Below are 18,551 nucleotides of genomic sequence, written 5' to 3'. Positions count from 1 at the left end.
TATGGGAACATTTCAAATTGAAGGTGGGGTAAAATTAAAAGGAGAAATTACTCCACAAGGTGCAAAAAACGAAGCTTTACAAGTTTTATGCCCAGCATTATTAACGTCAGAAAAAGTTAGAATTACAAATGTACCTGATATTATTGATGTTAATAAATTAATTACTCTTTTGGGTAATTTAGGCGTTAAAATTCAAAAAAATGGACCTGGAGATTATACATTTCAAGCGGATGAAGTTAATATAGATTACCTAAAAACAGAAGCTTTTAAGAAAGAAGGTGGAAGTTTAAGAGGTTCAATAATGATTGTTGGTCCATTATTAGCTCGTTTTGGATGTGGATATATACCAAAACCAGGGGGTGATAAAATAGGTAGAAGAAGATTAGATACTCACTTTGAAGGTTTTATTAACCTAGGTGCAAAATTTAGATACGAAAGAGAAGACCATTTTTATGGTGTTGAAAATGAAGGTAGATTAAAAGGAGCATACATGTTATTGGATGAAGCTTCTGTAACTGGAACAGCAAATATAGTTATGGCTGCTGTTTTAGCGGAAGGAACAACTACAATTTACAATGCTGCTTGTGAGCCTTATTTGCAACAGTTGTGTAAAATGTTAAACTCAATGGGTGCAAACATTAAAGGTGTTGGTTCTAATTTATTAATTATTGAAGGAGTTGAAACTCTTGGTGGTTGTGAACACAGAATTTTACCTGATATGGTTGAAATTGGTTCTTGGATTGGTCTTGCGGCTATGACAAGAAGTGAAATTACAATTAAAAATGTGAGCTGGGATAATTTAGGACAAATTCCAAATGTATTTAGAAAATTAGGAATTACTCTTGAAAGAAGAGGAGATGATATTTATATTCCAGAACATAAAGATGGTTATCAAATAAAGACTGATATTGATGGTTCTATTCTTACGGTTTCAGATGCACCTTGGCCAGGATTTACTCCAGATTTATTGAGTATAATTTTAGTAGTTGCTACACAAGCAAAAGGAGAAGTTTTAATTCATCAAAAAATGTTTGAAAGTAGATTATTCTTCGTGGATAAATTAATCGATATGGGTTCTAAAATTATTCTTTGTGATCCACACAGAGCTGTAGTTATGGGACACAATTTCCAATCACAATTAAAAGCTACAACAATGTCTTCTCCAGATATTAGAGCTGGAATTTCACTACTAATTGCGGCACTTTCTGCAAAAGGAACTTCAACTATTCAAAACATAGAACAAATTGATAGAGGTTACGAAAATATAGATGGTCGTTTAAGAGCTATTGGAGCAAAGATTGTAAGAGTTAGCTAGAAATAGTTGGCAGTATTCAGTTTTTAGTGTTCAGTGAAAATATATAAATCCAAATTCCGTAATAAATCGGAGTTTGGATTTTTTAATTCGATTTTAAATAATGGAAACATACATCATAATTTTACTTTGCATTGCTTCATTTGTAGCAGGATTTATTGACGCTATCGTTGGTGGTGGTGGATTAATTCAAACACCTGCAGCTTTAATATTAATGCCAACTCAAAGTGTAGCTACTATTATCGGTACATTAAAAATTCCTGGATTTAGTGGAACTAGTATTGCTACATATCAATACTTAAAAAAAGCTACCGTTAATTGGAAGTTGTTCGGATTAATGGCAATTGTTTCTTTTGTTTTTGCCTATATAGGATCTAGTTTATTAAATGTGATGCAAAACGATTTCATGAAGCCTTTGTTGTTTGTGATTTTGGTTTTATTACTTCTTTATACTTATTTTAAAAAAGATTTTGGTCAATTTCAGGTAGATAAATTATCACAAAAGCATATCTACATTTATGCAGTTGTAATTTGTGTTTTTCTTGGTTTTTATGATGGATTTATTGGACCAGGAACTGGAAGTTTACTAATAATGGCATTTATTGCAATTTTAGGTTTTGATTTTTTACAAGCTAATATATATGCAAAATTGGTCAACTTGGCTACAAATATTGGTTCTATAACTTTGTTTGTCATGAAGGGAAAAATACTTTGGTCTGTTGCAATTCCTATGGCTATCTGTAATGCAACTGGTTCTTGGATTGGCGCAAGATTAGCAATATCAAAAGGGAATGGTTTTATTCGTGTTTTCTTTTTAATTGTTGTTGGAATTGCTTTACTTCGTTTTGGATATGATGTGTTTATAAAATAATAATTAAAAAAAAAGTCCAAATGCTAAAAAAAAATCTTAGAATTTGGACTTTTTGATGTTTTGTTAGTAACTAACTCATCCAACCTTTCTTACTTGAATAATCGGTATACCAAATTAAAAATATGGCAACTCCTAATATCATAATTGGCATAGCTAATGCTCCTGGACCATAAATTGCCATTGAATCTATAACAAAAAAGTTATGATATATTTGTACAATTATTCCGATCAAAGAAAGTATTAATATAGATTTTGCTATTTGTTTACGAAGTAATAATAGTAAAGAACCAATTGCTCCTGCAAAAACAGCAATTGCAAATGCAGCAGTAGCCCAAGAGGGTGAATCAATAATCATTTGTAATTGTTCTTCATTGTACATTTCTTTAAATGAATCGGTCATAAAGGCTTGTTGCAAATATTGATTTACACCCATTAAATTCCATAATAAAGCAATTATACTGATAATCCAAAAACCTTTGTTTGGCTTGTTTAATGTTGTCATTTTGTTTGTATTGGTTAGTTAGTAAATATATAAAAAAAAACTCCAAATCACATTTTCTGCAATTTGGAGTTTCATTAGAAAATTTTAATTTTATCTTCTAGGAGGTCTTTCATTAGTATTATCATCAGAATCACTTTCTTTAGGTAAAGGAGGCATTTCTTTTTGATAATTTTTTTCAAAATATTTTAGCCATTTTTTATAAGACTTTGCACTTAATTTGGCTTCTAATTCATGATTTAGAACTTTTTTTGCTTCTAATGTTTTATGAGTTACAGGCTCTAAAGCTATAGAAACACTTTTTTTAGTTTCAAACATTGCTTTAATGTCTTTGTTCTCAATCCCTTTTTTTTCTTTTATTCGCGTTTCTAATTCAGTAGTTTCAATTAATAAAAGATGTTCTTTTTCGATTTCTTTTAAACGACTGTTATAAACTGCAAAAAGAGATTCTAAAGTTTCTTTTTCTTGATCCGTTTTTATTTTTATTTCTTTGATAACAAGTTTCGAATCAAAATGTTGTAATCCTACAAACTCCTTTATATTGGTTTCTTCAAATGTTTTATTGTCTTTATTGTCTTCTTTTGGAGGACCTTGATTTTGGCCTTTTCCACCTCCAGAAGGTCTTCCACCGCCACCGCCACTTCCACCACCAGGTGGTTGACTGAAGCCAAGAAAACTTTGAAAAGCAAAAAATAGTAAAATAATGTATTTCATAATAATGTTTTTTGTATCAAGTTTAGACGATAAAAAAAGATGTTACTTGCGCTGAAAATAATTATTTTACTGTTTTTATAGACTAAATCTGGATTCTCAAATATCCGAAAATCTAATTATTACATTTTTATACCAAAAACAACGCCATCACCTTGATAACCATTTTGATAAGCTCTTACATAACTTATTCTAAAAATTCTTAATTTTCCGATTCCAATATTGTCAAATCCTGCAGAGAATTCTTGATATGGTTTTACATTTGGAACATTTATTTGATGAAAACCTCCAATTAAATTCCATTGTAATTTATTTAATAATGGAATTTTATTCATAATATATCCTTTAAAATTATGATCAATATGTGTTTCAATATAAGCGTCATTTGTAGAATTACTATAATAAGGTAAAAGTCCAAATGAGTTCATGTAACTTCCATCTAAAACAACATGGGTTTGATTTCCATTAAAATGTTTGTAATCAATAAATGAAATATTATCAGCATTAAAGAATTTTCCAGCTTTCATTCTAATGCTAAAATCACCTTTGTTGCCTAGTTTCTTGTCAAAATCTAGTGTAGCGTTTAATAAATCATAATTGTATTTATCATCGCTTCCAGAAAATGCTTTTTGATATCCTAAATATACTACTGGATAATCATTATTTGAAACTGTTATTTTTCTGTCTGGTCTTGTAATATATTTTTGTCCAAAACGAATTCTAGCACCAACACTTGCTTTGTATAAATGATGAGCTACAAATGGAGTAGAAGTAAAGTTGTTAGGCTGCAAAGGATCATTTGAGCTATATGTGTCGTTAGACTTAAATAGTTTTCTGTCTGTATTGTTGAATAAAGGTCTTCTGTTTTCATAGCCAACTTTTCCGGAAATATATAAACCATTTATAGTTTCTTGTCCATACATAGCTTCAACAAACTCTTTATTATATAATTTCATGAAATTATTGGTAAAGAATAATGTACTAACCGAATTCACAAGCTTACTTATAGGTTCGGCTGCGTTGAATTGATTTATACTGCTTCCACCGGCAACTGCAATATTTGCGTAATTTTGTGCATTAAATCGATGATATATTCGTCCTTCTACTCTTAATCTATCTTCTGCTAAACCATAATTAAAAGTTGAGCTTAAGGAAGTATATTTTCCGTTTTCTTCATTGTATTTAGAATATGAAAATCCACTATTCATGTTGTATCCCTGGACTGTGTTGTAGCTTATAGAACCAATATTTAAAACACCATCATAAGAAAAACGGCTCTTTTTAAAACTATTTTTATAAGTATAGCCAGTTACAATATCTTGAATTTTAAATTTATTAGATTTAGCATCTATTGAATCTAAATATTTTTGAGAATTTCTTAAGGTTGAAACACTGTCTTTTCTAACATAACTTGTAGATTCTTCTTCGGATAATGGAACTTGTCTATTAGTTGTCCAGTATGAATCTTCTTTTTTATTGGCATTTTCTGCAAAGGAAACAATTTCTCTTCCAAAAGTTTTAGGTTCAAAAGTTTCTTTAAAATTATAATTTGTGAAAACGTGAGTAAATTTTCCTGAGAATTTAACACCAAAAATTCCAGCTAAAAAATCTAAGGTTTGTACATTTTTTATCCAAAGTTTATTGGTAGTGTTATAACTAAAATTTTGAGTTAATTTCATGGTTTCCAGAATTGGCTGTTGCATTCTGTATCCTTTAATATCTAAATCAACGCTATAAATTGCCCATGAATCTTCAACTATATAAATGTATCCTTCAAAAACAGGTTCTTTGTCGCGTTTTGGAGTAACCAATATTTTGTTGATTAACTGATTGTTGTCATCATAAAATGTGCTTTCCAATTTAAATTTGTAATAACTAAAGGTATTATCTGCAATTGGAGAAACCATGTTGACCTCGAAATCTATATAATTTTCATAAAAATCATAATTGGTATTTAAAGCGGTGTTATAACTAAATCCATTGTCTTCTCCAGCTACTTTGCTGGCTATAATTTCTTCTTTAAGTTTATTTGGTTTTTCAACCTTTATTTTAGAAACTGTTTCAGATAAATAGATAATGCCACTGCCTGTTGAGTCTAAATCCGCTCCAGAATCATTCATTTCTATTCTCACTTTCATTCCCATGATTTTTTCAGGAACATCTTTAACTCTAAAAATACCTCTTGAATAAAAGTCAGCTTCAAACTTATCAGTTTTAGCACTATTAATTTTTTTAGATTTTACAGCATTTCGAATGACTATATCTGCAGGATTTTCTCCTTCAATCAGAACGACTTCGTTTAAATTATAATTTTCTTCAATTAATTTAACATCATTTGTGAAGGGAAACCTATCTATGTTTAAAATGTTTTTTTGCGTTTTATATCCTAAATATTGATAAATGATATTTACATTTTTATTTCCATTATACATCAACTCATATTTCCCATTTTCATTAGTAGTGGTTCCAATATAAGTGTTTTCAATATAAATACTAACAAAAGCTAAAGCTTCACCATTAGCGTCAGTAACGGTTCCTTTAATTTGTCCAAATGTAAAAATTGAAAAAAGACCAAATACAAGTGCGTAAATTTTTTTCATAAAATAAGGGTTTATTGTATAGACGAGAATAAAATTAAAAGGGTTGTATGAATGATATTATAAAAATGATTCTATAGCTAAATTATAACTTTTTAACCCAAAACCAATAATAACACCTTTAGCGTTTGGTGAAATAAAAGATTGATGACGAAAAGTTTCTCTAGAGAATGTATTTGAAATATGAACTTCGATAACTGGGGAAGTTATAGCTTTTATGGCATCACCAATTCCAATTGAAGTATGCGTATAAGCACCAGCATTTAGAATGATTCCATCTGCAGAAAAACCGAATTCCTGAATTTTATCAATTAGTTTGCCTTCAATATTACTTTGATAATAAGTAAAATTAATTTGAGGATATTTTGATTTTAGTTTGTCAAAATAATCTTCAAAAGATTCATTACCATATGTTTCAGGTTCGCGTTTACCTAATAAATTTAGGTTTGGTCCGTTGATAATAATTAGATTCATATTTGTTTGCTTTGTGTAAAAATATAAAAACCATCCTTTGGTAAAGATGGTTTAATATAAATTTATGAACTTTTTTGTTAAAATAATAATCCAGCAGATAATTGAAAGACAGAATTTTTAGCATCTGCGTCTCTTGCAATTTCTGTTAATCCTAAATTATATCTTGCTGACACAAATAAGTTTTTTGTAAGGTTTACACCTAATCCAGCATTTACAGAAAAATCAAAGGTGTTGTAATTATCAATATTTACTTCATCTTTTTTACTTAATAGAAAAGAACCTTGTGGGCCAGCTTCTAAAAACATGTTTTCAGATAAGTTGAATTTAGCCATTACAGGTATAGAAATATAGCCTAGTTCATTTTTAATTTCCTCAGATAAATTATCATAACTTGCTCCAACAGTTGAATATAATAATTCAGGTTGAATAGCTAAATTATCAAACAATGAAATTTCTGCTAATATTCCAAAATGATAATTAGTAATTGCATCTGTTTGTATCTCTGAATTAGTAAAATTCGCATAATTTAAACCTGCTTTTAGACCGAATCTGATATTTGACTGTGCACTTGCAATTTGCGAAATTGTTAATAAGGTAACGACTAAAAAAGCTAATTTCTTCATTTTTTATTGATTTTGTTAGTGTATTTTAATATGCAAATATATATTTATATCTTGCTCTAAAATGTTAATAAGTATTATTTTTTTTATTTTTTGTAAGAAAATAATCTTTTATATTTGAATTATAACTTTAAATTAAACAAAATGAAAAAATTATTATTCGCTGCAGTAGCAGTATTTGCATTAGGTAATGTTAATGCACAAGACATGAAATTCGGAGTTAAAGCTGGTTTAAATGTTTTTACATTAACTGGTGATGTTGAAGATGCTGAATCTTTAATTGGTGCTCATGCTGGAGTATTCGCTGAATTCAAAATTTCTGATAAATTTTCTTTTCAACCAGAATTAGTATATTCTATGCAAGGTGCTAAAAATGAGGAATCAAGTACTGAAACTTTTGGAGGAGAAACTTATACTGAAAAGTATGAAAGTAAATTAAAATTATCTTACATTAATATTCCTTTAATGGCTAAATATTATGTTTCAGAAAAATTTAGTTTAGAAGCAGGTCCTCAAATTGGTTTTTTAATGAGTGCTAAAAATGATTTTACTTACACTTTAACTGGTGGTGGTTTTGACGAATCTGAATCAGCTAATGAAGATGTTAAGGATGGTTTTAAAGGTATTGACTTTGGTTTTAACTTTGGTTTAGCTTATGACTTTACAGAAAATGTATTTGCTGGTGCAAGATATAATTTAGGTTTAGGTGATATCAACGATGTTGATGGAAGTGATGCTAAAATAAACAACGCTGGTTTCCAAGTTTCTGTTGGATATAAATTCAACTAAGAAAGAATATATATTATTATTAAAATCCCGAATTAATTTTCGGGATTTTTTTATAAAAACTAATTATGAAAAAACTAATTTATTTGATAGTTGTTGCTTTAGGACTTGTTCACACTGTTAATGCTCAAGATAGTGGATCAACTAAAGCAAAAAATGATATTGCGATTGGTATAAAGGCTGGATTAAATATTTCTAATTTTGTTGGAGATGACGCTGGAGATGCAAATAGTCTAATTGGCTTTAATGGTGGTATTTTTGTTGAACTTAAGGTTTCTGATAAATTTTATATTCAACCAGAAGTATTGTTTTCTACTCAAGGTTCAAAAAGTGATTTACTTTTAGAAGGAAATAATATTGATATATCTTTTAAAACGAAATATATAAATATTCCTGTAATGGCTAAATATAATGTTGCAAAAGATTTTCAACTAGAAGTTGGTCCATATGTTGGGTTTTTAGTTGATGCAGATGCTAAAGTTACATTTCAAGGGCAATCTGAATCAGTAGACGTTATGGAAGTTTTAAAATCTAATGATTTTGGATTAAATTTTGGTTTTAACTATGACTTTAGTGATGCTATTTTTTTTAATGCAAGATACGCTGCCGGTTTAGTTCAAATAGGAGATACTGGTTCTGAAGATGATATTAAAAATTCTGTTATACAATTTGGATTAGGTTTTAGATTGTAAAAATAAAAATTACATATATAGAGAATCCCGATTAAATTCGGGATTTTTTTATGCTTAATTTTTCGTATTTTTGAGGTATGAGTAACTGGAAGTCTTATATCAAAGAATATCAAAATTATTTAAAACTTGAGAGAGGTTTATCTATTAATACTATTCAAAATTATACGTTTGATATTGAAAAATTGGTTCTGTTCTTAGAAACAAATTCAATTACTCAAAACCCTATTAACATTACAGAAGAAACCATTCAGCAATTTATTTATCATATCTCTTCATTGGTAAATGCTAGAAGTCAAGCTCGAGCTATTTCAGGCTTAAAAAGTTTTTTTACCTATATATTGTTTGAGGATTATAGAAAAGACAATCCTTTAGAATTAATTGAGGTTCCTAAAACGGGTAGAAAATTACCAGACACACTTTCAACTATTGAAATTGATCAACTAATTGCAGCAATCGATTTGTCAACTCCAGAAGGAGAACGCAACAGAGCAATTTTAGAGACTTTATACAGTTGTGGTTTGCGTGTTTCTGAATTAACAAACCTCAAAATTTCTGATTTATTTTTTGACGAAGGCTTTATAAAAGTAACTGGAAAAGGAAATAAACAACGCTTTGTTCCTGTTGGAAAAACTACGGAAAAGTATATTCTACTTTATAAAGAACAAATCCGTTCTCATTTAAATATTCAAAAAGGATATGAAGATACTTTATTTTTAAATAGAAGAGGAAAACAATTAACTAGAGCTATGATTTTTACAATCATTAAGGATTTAGCCTTAAAGATAAATTTAAAGAAAACCATTAGTCCACATACATTTCGTCATTCTTTTGCCACACATTTGTTAGAAAATGGTGCAGATTTGCGTTCCATCCAATTAATGCTAGGTCACGAATCAATAACTACTACAGAAGTTTATATGCATTTAGATAGAAAGTATTTGGCAAAAGTGCTAACGCAGTTTCATCCAAGGAAATAGTGTTCATGTTAAGTAATTAGATTTCAGAATGCAGATAGTAGTTTTTGAATAAGAATACATTGTTGGAATAATTCAAGCAAAAAAAAATCGCATTAAAATTAATTAACGCGATTTTATATTTATAGTAACTGATTACTAATCACTGAACACTGCCAACTGATTATTTAGCTATATTTACAGCTCTAGTTTCTCTAATTACAGTAATTTTTACTTGACCAGGATAAGTCATTTCAGTTTGAATTTTGTGTGAAATTTCAAAAGATAAAGTTGCTGCTAATTCGTCAGAAACTTTTTCGCTTTCAACAATTACACGTAATTCTCTACCGGCTTGGATTGCGTAGGCACTTTTTACACCATTAAATCCGTAAGCTATTTCTTCTAGGTCTTTTAAACGTTGGATATAAGAGTCCAAAACTTGTCTTCTTGCACCAGGTCTTGCACCAGAAATTGCATCACAAACTTGAATAATTGGTGAAATTAATGACTTCATTTCAATTTCATCATGGTGAGCTCCAATAGCGTTACAAACTTCTTCTTTTTCACCATATTTTTCTGCCCATTGCATTCCTAAGATTGCGTGAGGTAATTCACTTTCAGTATCTGGCACTTTTCCAATATCGTGTAATAAACCTGCTCTTTTTGCTAGCTTAACGTTTAAGCCAAGTTCAGCAGCCATAATTCCACAAAGTTTAGAAACTTCTCTAGAGTGTTGTAATAAGTTTTGACCATAAGAAGAACGGTACTTCATACGTCCAACGATTTTGATTAGTTCTGGGTGTAAACCATGAATTCCTAAATCGATTACTGTACGTTTTCCTATATCAATAATTTCTTCTTCAATTTGTTTCTGAGTTTTAGCTACTACTTCTTCAATTCTTGCGGGGTGAATTCTTCCATCAGTAACTAATTTATGTAAAGCTAAACGAGCAATTTCTCTACGAACAGGGTCAAAACAAGAAAGTATAATTGCTTCTGGAGTATCATCAACAATAATTTCTACACCAGTTGCGGCTTCGATAGCTCTAATGTTTCTACCTTCACGACCAATAATTCTTCCCTTAACATCATCAGATTCGATATTGAATACAGATACACAGTTTTCTACTGCTTCTTCTGTTCCTACACGTTGAATTGTGCTAATGATTATTTTTTTAGCTTCTTGTTGAGCTGTTAGTTTAGCTTCTTCGATGGTCTCTTGAATGTGAGCCATTGCATTAGTTTTAGCTTCAGCTTTTAAGCTTTCAACTAATTGACTTTTTGCATCATCGGCAGATAAACCTGAAATTACTTCAAGTTGTTCAATTTGCGATTTATGCATTTTTTCTACATCAATTTGTTTCTTATCTAAGAAATCAAGTCTTGTGTTGTAGTCGGTTATTTTAGCTTCTACTTCTTCGTTTATCTTTTTAGTTTTAGCTAATTCACTAGAAATTTGAGATTCTTTGTCTCTAGTTCTTTTTTCAGCTTCACCCAATTTTTTATCTTTTGATAAAATCTCTTTTTCGTGTTCTGATTTTAATTCTAAAAATTTTTCTTTAGCTTGAAGTAGTTTGTCTTTTTTAATTGATTCTCCTTCTGCTTTTGCTTCTTTTAGTATAGAGGTAGCTTCTTTTTTGGCATTTTTAATAAGATTTGAAACATTGCTTTTTTCTAAAAGCTTAGCTATTCCAAAACCTAAGGCTATTCCAACTACGACTCCAATGATTATTATTAGTATGTTATCCATGATTTGATTAAAAAATTATATAAAAAAAACCTACATTAGATGATTGCATAAACTCCAGTTATACAAGTTTTGAGTTAGTTTGCCTTTCAAGGTTCCTTGCTATAGATAGCATGGCGTTCTTTAGTTGCAATAATTCACCCATTTTAATTTGTGATTGTTGAGTTTACCAAATTGATACTAATGTAGGTAGTATTGTTATGTAAGAACGTATTATTTCGAAAGAATTCGACTCAGTTTATCGTCTAATTTTTGTAGTCTTTCATAAGCTTCATCATTGTCTTGCGACTTGTTCAACTGCTTTTGTTCTACTTGTGAGGCAAATTGTAAAGCACACATGGCTAAAACATCTTGCTTATCTCTTACTGCATAGTTTTGTTCAAACTGTTTTATAATAACATCAATCTTTTTAGAAGCACTTCTTAGCCCTTCTTCTTGCGAATGTTCCACTGTTAATGGATAAACTCGGTCTGCAATTGATATTTTAATTTTTAGTTTATCTTCCATTTCTTTCTATTCCGAAAGTTGTGCTATACAATAATCAATTTCTCTAATTAAAGAATTTATTTTGAGTTTCGTTTCTCTTTTGTTTTCATCACTACCTAATATTGCATTGACTGTCTTTAAGCTCTCTAGTTGGTTTTGTAAATCACCAATCGTTTTTAACTGTTTTTTGTTGTTATCCTTGAATTTTATCAATTCATCAGATAATTCTTGATTTTTCTTTTCCAAAGTATCCATCTTGTGGTGCATTTTTGAAAATTTAACTTCAAGAGAATCAATCAATTCAGTTAATCCGCTCATAAAACATTTATTTCAGTACAATAATTACAAAGTTAAGATTTGAAATTTAAATAACAACACTTTTTATTTTTTTTTATATACTAAATGCTTATTTTTTTTGTTTTACTTGTTTTATAAGTACTTAATTATTTAATTTTAGTTTTTTAAATGTAAAATCCGCTTAAATGAAACACCTTTTTCTTCTTTTTTTTATCACTTCTTTAAGTTTTGGACAAGATTATCCTAAGGATTATTTTATTTCTCCTTTAGATATTCCTTTAGATGTTTCTGGTGCATTTGGAGAATTACGAAGCAATCATTTTCATACGGGTTTAGATTTAAAAACAAAAGGGGTAGAAGGTTTACCTGTCTATGCCGTTGCAGATGGTTATATTTCTAGAATAAAAATTTCAACTTGGGGTTATGGAAAAGCAATTTATGTAACACACCCAAATGGTTTTACTTCGGTTTACGGACATCTACAAAGTGCTAGTGGAAAAATCGAAGACCTAATTCATAAAAGACACTATGATGAAAAAGCATTTGAAATAGAAATATTTTTAAAACCTTCAGAATTACCTGTAAAGCAAGGTGAAGTTATTGCCTTGTCTGGAAATAGTGGAGGAAGTGGTGGTCCACATTTGCATTTTGAAATAAGAGACACCAAAACAGAAATGATTATCAATCCGTTACTTTTTGGCTATGATAAATTAGTTATTGATAAATACAGGCCGAAAGTTAATAGCATAATGGTTTACCCGTTAAATGACACTATTGCTATTAATAATGAATATTTAACCCAAACAATTCCTTTGTCAATTAATAATGAAGGAAATTATGTAACCAATAAAATTTCTTCCAATGGTGCTATTGGCTTTAGTATAAATGTTTTTGATAACATAACAAATCCTTATAACAAAAACGGAATTTATAAAGTTTCAACCTTTGTGAATGGTGTTCCTTATTTCTCCTATAAATTTGATACTTTTTCTTTCGATGAATCTAAACATATTAATTATTTTATAGATTATTATAGATATAAAAACATGGGACAACGTTTTCAAAGAATGTTTATTGATAATGATTATCCTTTATCAATAGTAAATCAGAATAAAAGAAATGGAATTTTAAAAGTACAGCCAGCATCTTCATACACTTATAAAATAATTGTAGAAGACTTTTCTAAAAACACTTCTATAATTGAGATTCCTGTTGTTTATAAAAAGTCAGAATCTAAACCAGGTGAAACTACTACATCAAGTAAAAAAATAAAAGCCAAAAATGAATATCTTTTTGAAGAAGAAAAATGGACAATAAATTTTGGTGCAAATACTTTTTACGAAGATTTTAAAATGAAATTGAGTGTTAAAGAAGATACTTTGTTTCTACATGAAGATGAAATTCCTATAAAAAATAGTTTCAACATTTCATTTGATATTTCTAAATTAGATGAAACCTTAAAAAACAAAAGTTTTATAGCTTATCTAGACGGTAAAGATATAGACTATATTAAATCGTATGTGAAAGGAGATAAAATAAATGCTAAAGTCAAAAAACTTGGAAATTATAAAGTAGTGCAAGACACAATTGCTCCTAGAATTTATGCTGTAGATTTCTCAGAAGGAAAAACTATAGATGCATACACAACAATTACGGCTAAAATTTCAGATGATTTATCGGGAATTGATTCCTACAAAGCTTATTTAAACGGAAATTGGATTCTTATGGAGTATGATTACAAAACAAAAAAGTTGGTACATACTTTATCTGATAACATTTACGTTAAAGGAAAGAACGATTTTAAAGTAGTTGTTACTGATGAAATGAATAATTCTACTACCTTTGAAAGCTATTTTTATAAGAACAATTAAACTTAATCCTTTGAAATATATACTTTTTTTAATTTTTATTTGCACAGCAACTTTTGCACAAACGGCCCAAATAAAAGGGGTGATTTTAAACGAATTTAATGAACCTGTTGAAAATGTAACCATAAAAGTAAACGATATTGGAACAACAACTGATGCTACAGGTTTTTACATACTTCAAGTTCCAGCTAATCAAAAAATAACTTTGGTTTTTTCGCATATTTCCTATAAAAAAACTACAGTAAAAGATTTAATTTTAAAACCTAATGAAGATTTTGAGTTAAATCCAGTAATGATTGTTTATGTAAATGAATCTGATGTTATTGTTGTGACGGCTACCAATAAAAAACGAATTGAAGGTCTAACAGCAATTGATCCTGTTGTGATTAGAAAAATTCCTGGTGCAAATCCTGGAATTGAAAATATTATAAAAACATTACCTGGAGTTTATTCTAACAACGAATTAAGTACATCTTATGCTGTTCGTGGTGGAAACTATGATGAAAATTTAGTTTATGTAAATGAAATTGAAGTCTATAGACCATTTTTAATTCGTTCAGGGCAACAAGAAGGCTTGAGTTTTACCAATACAGACATGGTTCAAAATGTAGATTTTTCTGCGGGTGGATTTCAAGCTAAATATGGAGATAAAATGGCTTCAGTTTTAGACATCACATACAAAAATCCAAACCAGTTTGGTGCTTCAATAGATGCTAGTTTGTTAGGCGTAAATGCTTCTGTTGAAGGTGTTTCAAAAAATCAAAAATGGAGCAATGTTACTGGTGTTCGTTATAGAAATAACAGTCTTTTAGTAAATAGTCAAGATACAGAAACCAATTATAAACCTTCTTTTACAGATATTCAAACGTTTTTGAATTACAATGCTTCAACCAAATGGCAATGGAGCTTTTTAGGCAATGTTGCTCAAAATAAATACAACTATCAACCTTTATTTAGGCAAACAAACTTTGGTACAATTAGCGAACCAATTGGTGTGCAAGTACTTTATGATGGTCAAGAAAAAGATGAATATTTAACGGTTTTTGGAGCTGTAAAATCAGTTTATGAATACAACGAAAATAATAAGTTGAAATTTATTGCTTCAACTTATCATACACAAGAACAAGAGCATTTTGATATTCTAGCCCAATACAGATTAGGAGAAGTTGATACCAATATTGGTTCTGAAACTTTTGGTGATGTCCAGTTTACACGTGGAATTGGTTCTCAATTAAATCATGCAAGAAATGATTTAGATGCACTAATTGTGAATGCAGAAGTAAAAGGTTTTCATAAATTGAAATCGAAAAGCGAAATCGAATGGGGTTTCAAATACACAAGAGAAGACATAAGAGATAGAGTAGTAGAATGGGAAGTTATTGATTCAGCTGGATTTTCATTACCAAATCCGCTTTTAGGCTATACCAATAATCAACCTTATGAACCCAATGAATATCCATTAGCACCTTATCAATATGTAAGAGCTACAAATTATACAACAATAAATAGAGTTTCTGGTTACGGTCAATGGAATTATGGTGGTAAATGGGAAAAAGGAGAATATTGGCTAAATACAGGAGTTCGTTTTCATCAATGGCAAGTAAACGATGATAATGAAAGTGGTAAAAGTCAAATTGTTTTTGCTCCAAGAGTACAGTTTGCTTTTAAACCTTATTGGGAAAAAGATATGTTGTTTAGAGCAGCAGTTGGAGTTTATAATCAACCACCATTTTATAGAGAATTAAGAGATTATGATGGAGTTGTGCAAAAAGATGTAAAAGCACAGCAATCGATTCACTTTGTATTGAGTAATGATTATAGTTTCAAAATGTGGGGAAGAGGCTTTAAATTGCTTTCAGAAGCATATTACAAAGATTTTAAAAATGTAAATACTTATACGATTGATAACGTTAGAATTCGATACAGGGCCAACAATGATGCAACAGCTTATGCTTACGGATTTGACGCAAGACTAAACGGGGAATTTGTTCCAGGAACCGAATCGTGGTTTACATTTGGCTATTTAAAAACAGAAGAAAATCAAAATGGAAGAGGAAATATTGCTCGTCCAACAGACCAAAGATTAAAATTTGCTGTTTTATTTCAAGATTATATGCCTAATATTCCGAGTTTAAAAATCTATTTGAATTTAGTATATAACACTGGTTTACCAGGTGGTTCTCCTGCTTATGCAGATCCTTATGATTACCAATTGCGTTTAAAAGACTACAGAAGAGCCGATGCAGGATTTTCTTATGTATTTAAAGACGAATCAATCAAATCGCAAAAACAATGGTTAAAACCTTTTCAGGAATTTGCCCTTGGTTTTGAAATCTTTAATATGTTTAACAACCAAAATGCTATTACGAATACTTGGGTTAGAGATGTATATACCAAAAGTCAATATGGAATTCCAAATTACATGACAACAAGAGTTTTTAATATAAAACTTACCGCACGTTTATAAATACTAGAAAATTAGTATATTTGAACATAACTTTTTGACTATGCAAACACTTTTAAAATATATTTTAGGATTAGCTATACTTTCTTTAGTAAGCTGCAAAAAAGAACAAATTACACCTAAAGTAAAATACGAAGATTCTAAATCTAAAATTGAAACTACAGTTAAAGTAGATTCATCTTCTATAAAAATTGCCGATTTGCCGATTTTAATGGAAGGAACAAAATATTTGATTCATCCAATTGGTGATGTTCGTGTGTATGATGATTATAAAAGCGTTTATGGTTCAAGCAAAACCAATCAGGTTAGTTATGCTATATCAAATTATAATCGTTTTGAATTGACGGGTTATTTTACAAACTTAAAATTTCAAAATATTGATTCTACTGAAGTTAGAACTTTAACTACAGATAGAATTCAAATTCAAACTGTTACCTTCTTAAACACCTTTGCCGAAAAAACTAAAAAACAGATTTTAGTATATAGTTTTGTAGACAATGATACCAACAAAGACGGAAACGTTAATCAAAATGACATTAAATCTTTAGCAATAAGTTCAATTGATGGTTCAAATTTTAAGAAATTATCAGAAGATCTTAGTGAAGTCATGGATTGGAATATCATTGAAGCTCAAAATCGTTTGTATTTTAGATGTATTGAAGATATCAATAAAAACGGTGCTTTTGATAAAAATGATAAAGTGCACTACCATTATATAAATCTTTTAGATAAAGATTGGAAGGTTGAAGAATATATGCCTATTTAGGAAGTTGGCAGTGTTCAGTGATTAGTGTTCAGTAACTTTACTTCTTCAAACAAATATTTAATGAAGTTTTTTATTTCTATTTTCTTTTTTTCAACTTTTTTGTTTTCATTTGGGCAAAAAAATGATATTTATGTCAATGAGGATTTGGAAGTAATATCCAAAGAAGAATTTAATAAAAACCATTTTACTGAAGGTTATTTATACCTAAAGTATGAAACTGAAATTGATTCTGTTTTTGCAAATATAAATGTTCAAAGAGAGAAAAAAGGAAAAATTTCATCTGATTTATTAGATTCAATAAAATTGAGTTTATCTACTGAAGTTAATTATTTTTCAGAAAATGAGTTTATTGTAATAAATTATTATCCTGGTAAAGACGCTTGTAATTCATTTGGAAAAAGAGATATGACTATAGATCGGTATAGAGATTATCTAAGAAAAATAAGAAAAAATAAAAAGGCTAAACAGTTTTTCGTTTGTAAATCTTCAGAAGGAACAGAACGATACTTAAAAACAAGTTGGATTAAAGATAAGGATTCGATAATTGAAAAGGCATTTTTTCCATTACATTATCCATGTGGTAGTTTTGTGTTGATTGATTCTATAGGTAATTATTATTCTTATAAATCAGAATATAATATGGATAGTATTTTTAAGCTGTTAAAAGACGAAAATACATTTATTAATACTGATTAAATTTGTTTGTTAAATCAGAATATCACTCTCCAAATCCGATTTTTCAATTGTAAAATCAAAATCTAGTTTTTCTACTAATTCGATAACTAAATTTTTATACCAATTTTCACTTTTGGGATGAATATAAATGCGTTCAATTAATTGATCGATATTGACATCAATTTTTAAACCTTCATTTATTTTTAAATTATCTAAGCTTACATCAGAAATAATTCGAACTTCTCTTTCATACTGAAAACTTTTTCGCTTAAACAAAAAAGGAAAAAAAGAATCGTCAAAAGGAATAAGTTCTTTTTTGTAATCTATATAGTTTACTTGTCCTATGTGTTGTATTGTTTTTCGTTCTGTTGCCAAAGCTTTTTTTAGTCTTCCAATTGTAGATTGAATCGCTAAACCTTCATTGTTTTTGGTGAAAATTTGCCACATAGCAAATGACTCGTATTCATTGATATGCCAACTGCTAATCACAACTTTTTCACGATGTTTTTTATAGTAGTTTAAAAATTTGGGATTGTTGGCTGCAATTTTCTTTATCTCTTCATAAGTGGGTTCAGAAAATGTGCCTTCGTATTGATCTTCAAATTTATCTGAACGAGACATAAACAAGCGATTAGATAATAACATTTCTAAAAACTTAGATAAATCTAAATATTTCCAGACGATAATATTGTCATCGTCTGGTAAAATAATATTTGGATTTTCTTTATACATT

18 protein-coding genes are annotated in these 18,551 nt (G+C 29.2%); 9 read left to right on the top strand and 9 right to left on the bottom strand.

The window, feature by feature from the left end:
- Position 1 precedes the first annotated feature (1 nt).
- Both murA and AAC008_RS13715 read left to right on the top strand, forming a co-directional pair.
- Entirely contained in the window at positions 2-1,315 is a 1,314-nt protein-coding gene (gene murA / locus AAC008_RS13720) for a UDP-N-acetylglucosamine 1-carboxyvinyltransferase (protein ID WP_339889967.1), read from the top strand.
- Between the two features lie 100 nt (positions 1,316-1,415).
- Positions 1,416-2,183: a TSUP family transporter gene (locus AAC008_RS13715; RefSeq protein WP_339889965.1), complete on the top strand. Its 768-nt coding sequence runs from the start codon at positions 1,416-1,418 to the stop codon at positions 2,181-2,183.
- Positions 2,184-2,253: 70 nt separating this feature from the next.
- On the opposite strand, the gene AAC008_RS13710 is transcribed toward AAC008_RS13715, so the two are convergent.
- The 5 genes from AAC008_RS13710 to AAC008_RS13690 all read right to left on the bottom strand — a co-directional run bounded on the left by AAC008_RS13710 (position 2,254) and on the right by AAC008_RS13690 (position 7,087).
- Complete coding sequence (locus tag AAC008_RS13710) at positions 2,254-2,685, bottom strand: hypothetical protein (protein WP_339889963.1); 432 nt, start codon at positions 2,683-2,685, stop codon at positions 2,254-2,256.
- A 90-nt stretch (positions 2,686-2,775) separates the two neighbouring features.
- The gene (locus AAC008_RS13705) at positions 2,776-3,396 is read right to left on the bottom strand and encodes a hypothetical protein (RefSeq protein WP_339889961.1); all 621 of its coding nucleotides are present in this window, start codon (positions 3,394-3,396) and stop codon (positions 2,776-2,778) included.
- Between the two features lie 119 nt (positions 3,397-3,515).
- Positions 3,516-5,993 (bottom strand): DUF5686 and carboxypeptidase regulatory-like domain-containing protein, encoded by a 2,478-nt coding sequence (locus tag AAC008_RS13700; protein WP_339889959.1) that lies wholly within the window; start codon positions 5,991-5,993, stop codon positions 3,516-3,518.
- A gap of 57 nt (positions 5,994-6,050) precedes the next feature.
- Entirely contained in the window at positions 6,051-6,464 is a 414-nt protein-coding gene (locus AAC008_RS13695; RefSeq protein ID WP_339889957.1) for a type II 3-dehydroquinate dehydratase, read from the bottom strand.
- 77 nt (positions 6,465-6,541) lie between these two features.
- On the bottom strand, positions 6,542-7,087 hold the full coding sequence (locus AAC008_RS13690; RefSeq protein ID WP_339889955.1) for a porin family protein: 546 nt from the start codon (positions 7,085-7,087) through the stop codon (positions 6,542-6,544).
- A gap of 141 nt (positions 7,088-7,228) precedes the next feature.
- Here AAC008_RS13690 and AAC008_RS13685 point away from each other — a divergent pair, with 141 nt between their 5' ends.
- From AAC008_RS13685 to AAC008_RS13675, 3 genes are all read left to right on the top strand, one after another.
- Positions 7,229-7,873: a porin family protein gene (locus AAC008_RS13685; RefSeq protein WP_339889954.1), complete on the top strand. Its 645-nt coding sequence runs from the start codon at positions 7,229-7,231 to the stop codon at positions 7,871-7,873.
- Positions 7,874-7,938: 65 nt separating this feature from the next.
- Positions 7,939-8,562 (top strand): porin family protein, encoded by a 624-nt coding sequence (locus AAC008_RS13680; RefSeq protein WP_339889953.1) that lies wholly within the window; start codon positions 7,939-7,941, stop codon positions 8,560-8,562.
- Between the two features lie 77 nt (positions 8,563-8,639).
- Positions 8,640-9,539 carry a site-specific tyrosine recombinase gene (locus AAC008_RS13675; RefSeq protein WP_339889952.1) on the top strand — a complete coding sequence of 300 codons (900 nt, stop codon included), beginning with the start codon at positions 8,640-8,642 and terminating at the stop codon, positions 9,537-9,539.
- A gap of 160 nt (positions 9,540-9,699) precedes the next feature.
- Here the strand turns inward: AAC008_RS13675 and rny are convergent, their stop codons facing one another.
- The 3 genes from rny to AAC008_RS13660 all read right to left on the bottom strand — a co-directional run bounded on the left by rny (position 9,700) and on the right by AAC008_RS13660 (position 12,066).
- On the bottom strand, positions 9,700-11,265 hold the full coding sequence (rny, locus tag AAC008_RS13670) for a ribonuclease Y (protein ID WP_339889951.1): 1,566 nt from the start codon (positions 11,263-11,265) through the stop codon (positions 9,700-9,702).
- A gap of 210 nt (positions 11,266-11,475) precedes the next feature.
- Positions 11,476-11,769: a cell division protein ZapA gene (locus tag AAC008_RS13665; protein WP_026716946.1), complete on the bottom strand. Its 294-nt coding sequence runs from the start codon at positions 11,767-11,769 to the stop codon at positions 11,476-11,478.
- A gap of 6 nt (positions 11,770-11,775) precedes the next feature.
- On the bottom strand, positions 11,776-12,066 hold the full coding sequence (locus tag AAC008_RS13660) for a hypothetical protein (protein WP_339889950.1): 291 nt from the start codon (positions 12,064-12,066) through the stop codon (positions 11,776-11,778).
- 164 nt (positions 12,067-12,230) lie between these two features.
- Between AAC008_RS13660 and AAC008_RS13655 the strand changes: the two genes are divergently transcribed.
- From AAC008_RS13655 to AAC008_RS13640, 4 genes are read left to right on the top strand one after another with little or no spacing between them, the layout of a single operon-like run.
- On the top strand, positions 12,231-13,916 hold the full coding sequence (locus AAC008_RS13655) for a M23 family metallopeptidase (protein WP_339889949.1): 1,686 nt from the start codon (positions 12,231-12,233) through the stop codon (positions 13,914-13,916).
- A 10-nt stretch (positions 13,917-13,926) separates the two neighbouring features.
- Positions 13,927-16,380, top strand: coding sequence for a carboxypeptidase-like regulatory domain-containing protein (locus AAC008_RS13650; protein WP_339889947.1), 2,454 nt, complete (start codon positions 13,927-13,929; stop codon positions 16,378-16,380).
- 40 nt (positions 16,381-16,420) lie between these two features.
- A complete protein-coding gene (locus AAC008_RS13645; RefSeq protein WP_339889946.1) occupies positions 16,421-17,143 on the top strand; it encodes a hypothetical protein in 723 nt (240 codons plus the stop codon).
- Between the two features lie 60 nt (positions 17,144-17,203).
- On the top strand, positions 17,204-17,839 hold the full coding sequence (locus AAC008_RS13640; RefSeq protein WP_339889944.1) for a hypothetical protein: 636 nt from the start codon (positions 17,204-17,206) through the stop codon (positions 17,837-17,839).
- 9 nt (positions 17,840-17,848) lie between these two features.
- Here the strand turns inward: AAC008_RS13640 and AAC008_RS13635 are convergent, their stop codons facing one another.
- Positions 17,849-18,550 (bottom strand): hypothetical protein, encoded by a 702-nt coding sequence (locus tag AAC008_RS13635; protein ID WP_339889943.1) that lies wholly within the window; start codon positions 18,548-18,550, stop codon positions 17,849-17,851.
- Between the last annotated feature and the right edge of the window lies 1 nt (position 18,551).

The sequence above is a fragment of the uncultured Flavobacterium sp. genome (assembly GCF_963975515.1).
In the GTDB taxonomy this organism is placed as follows: domain Bacteria; phylum Bacteroidota; class Bacteroidia; order Flavobacteriales; family Flavobacteriaceae; genus Flavobacterium.
The sequence above is the reverse complement of the archived record's forward strand: the minus strand, read 5'-3'. Positions and strand labels throughout refer to the sequence as shown.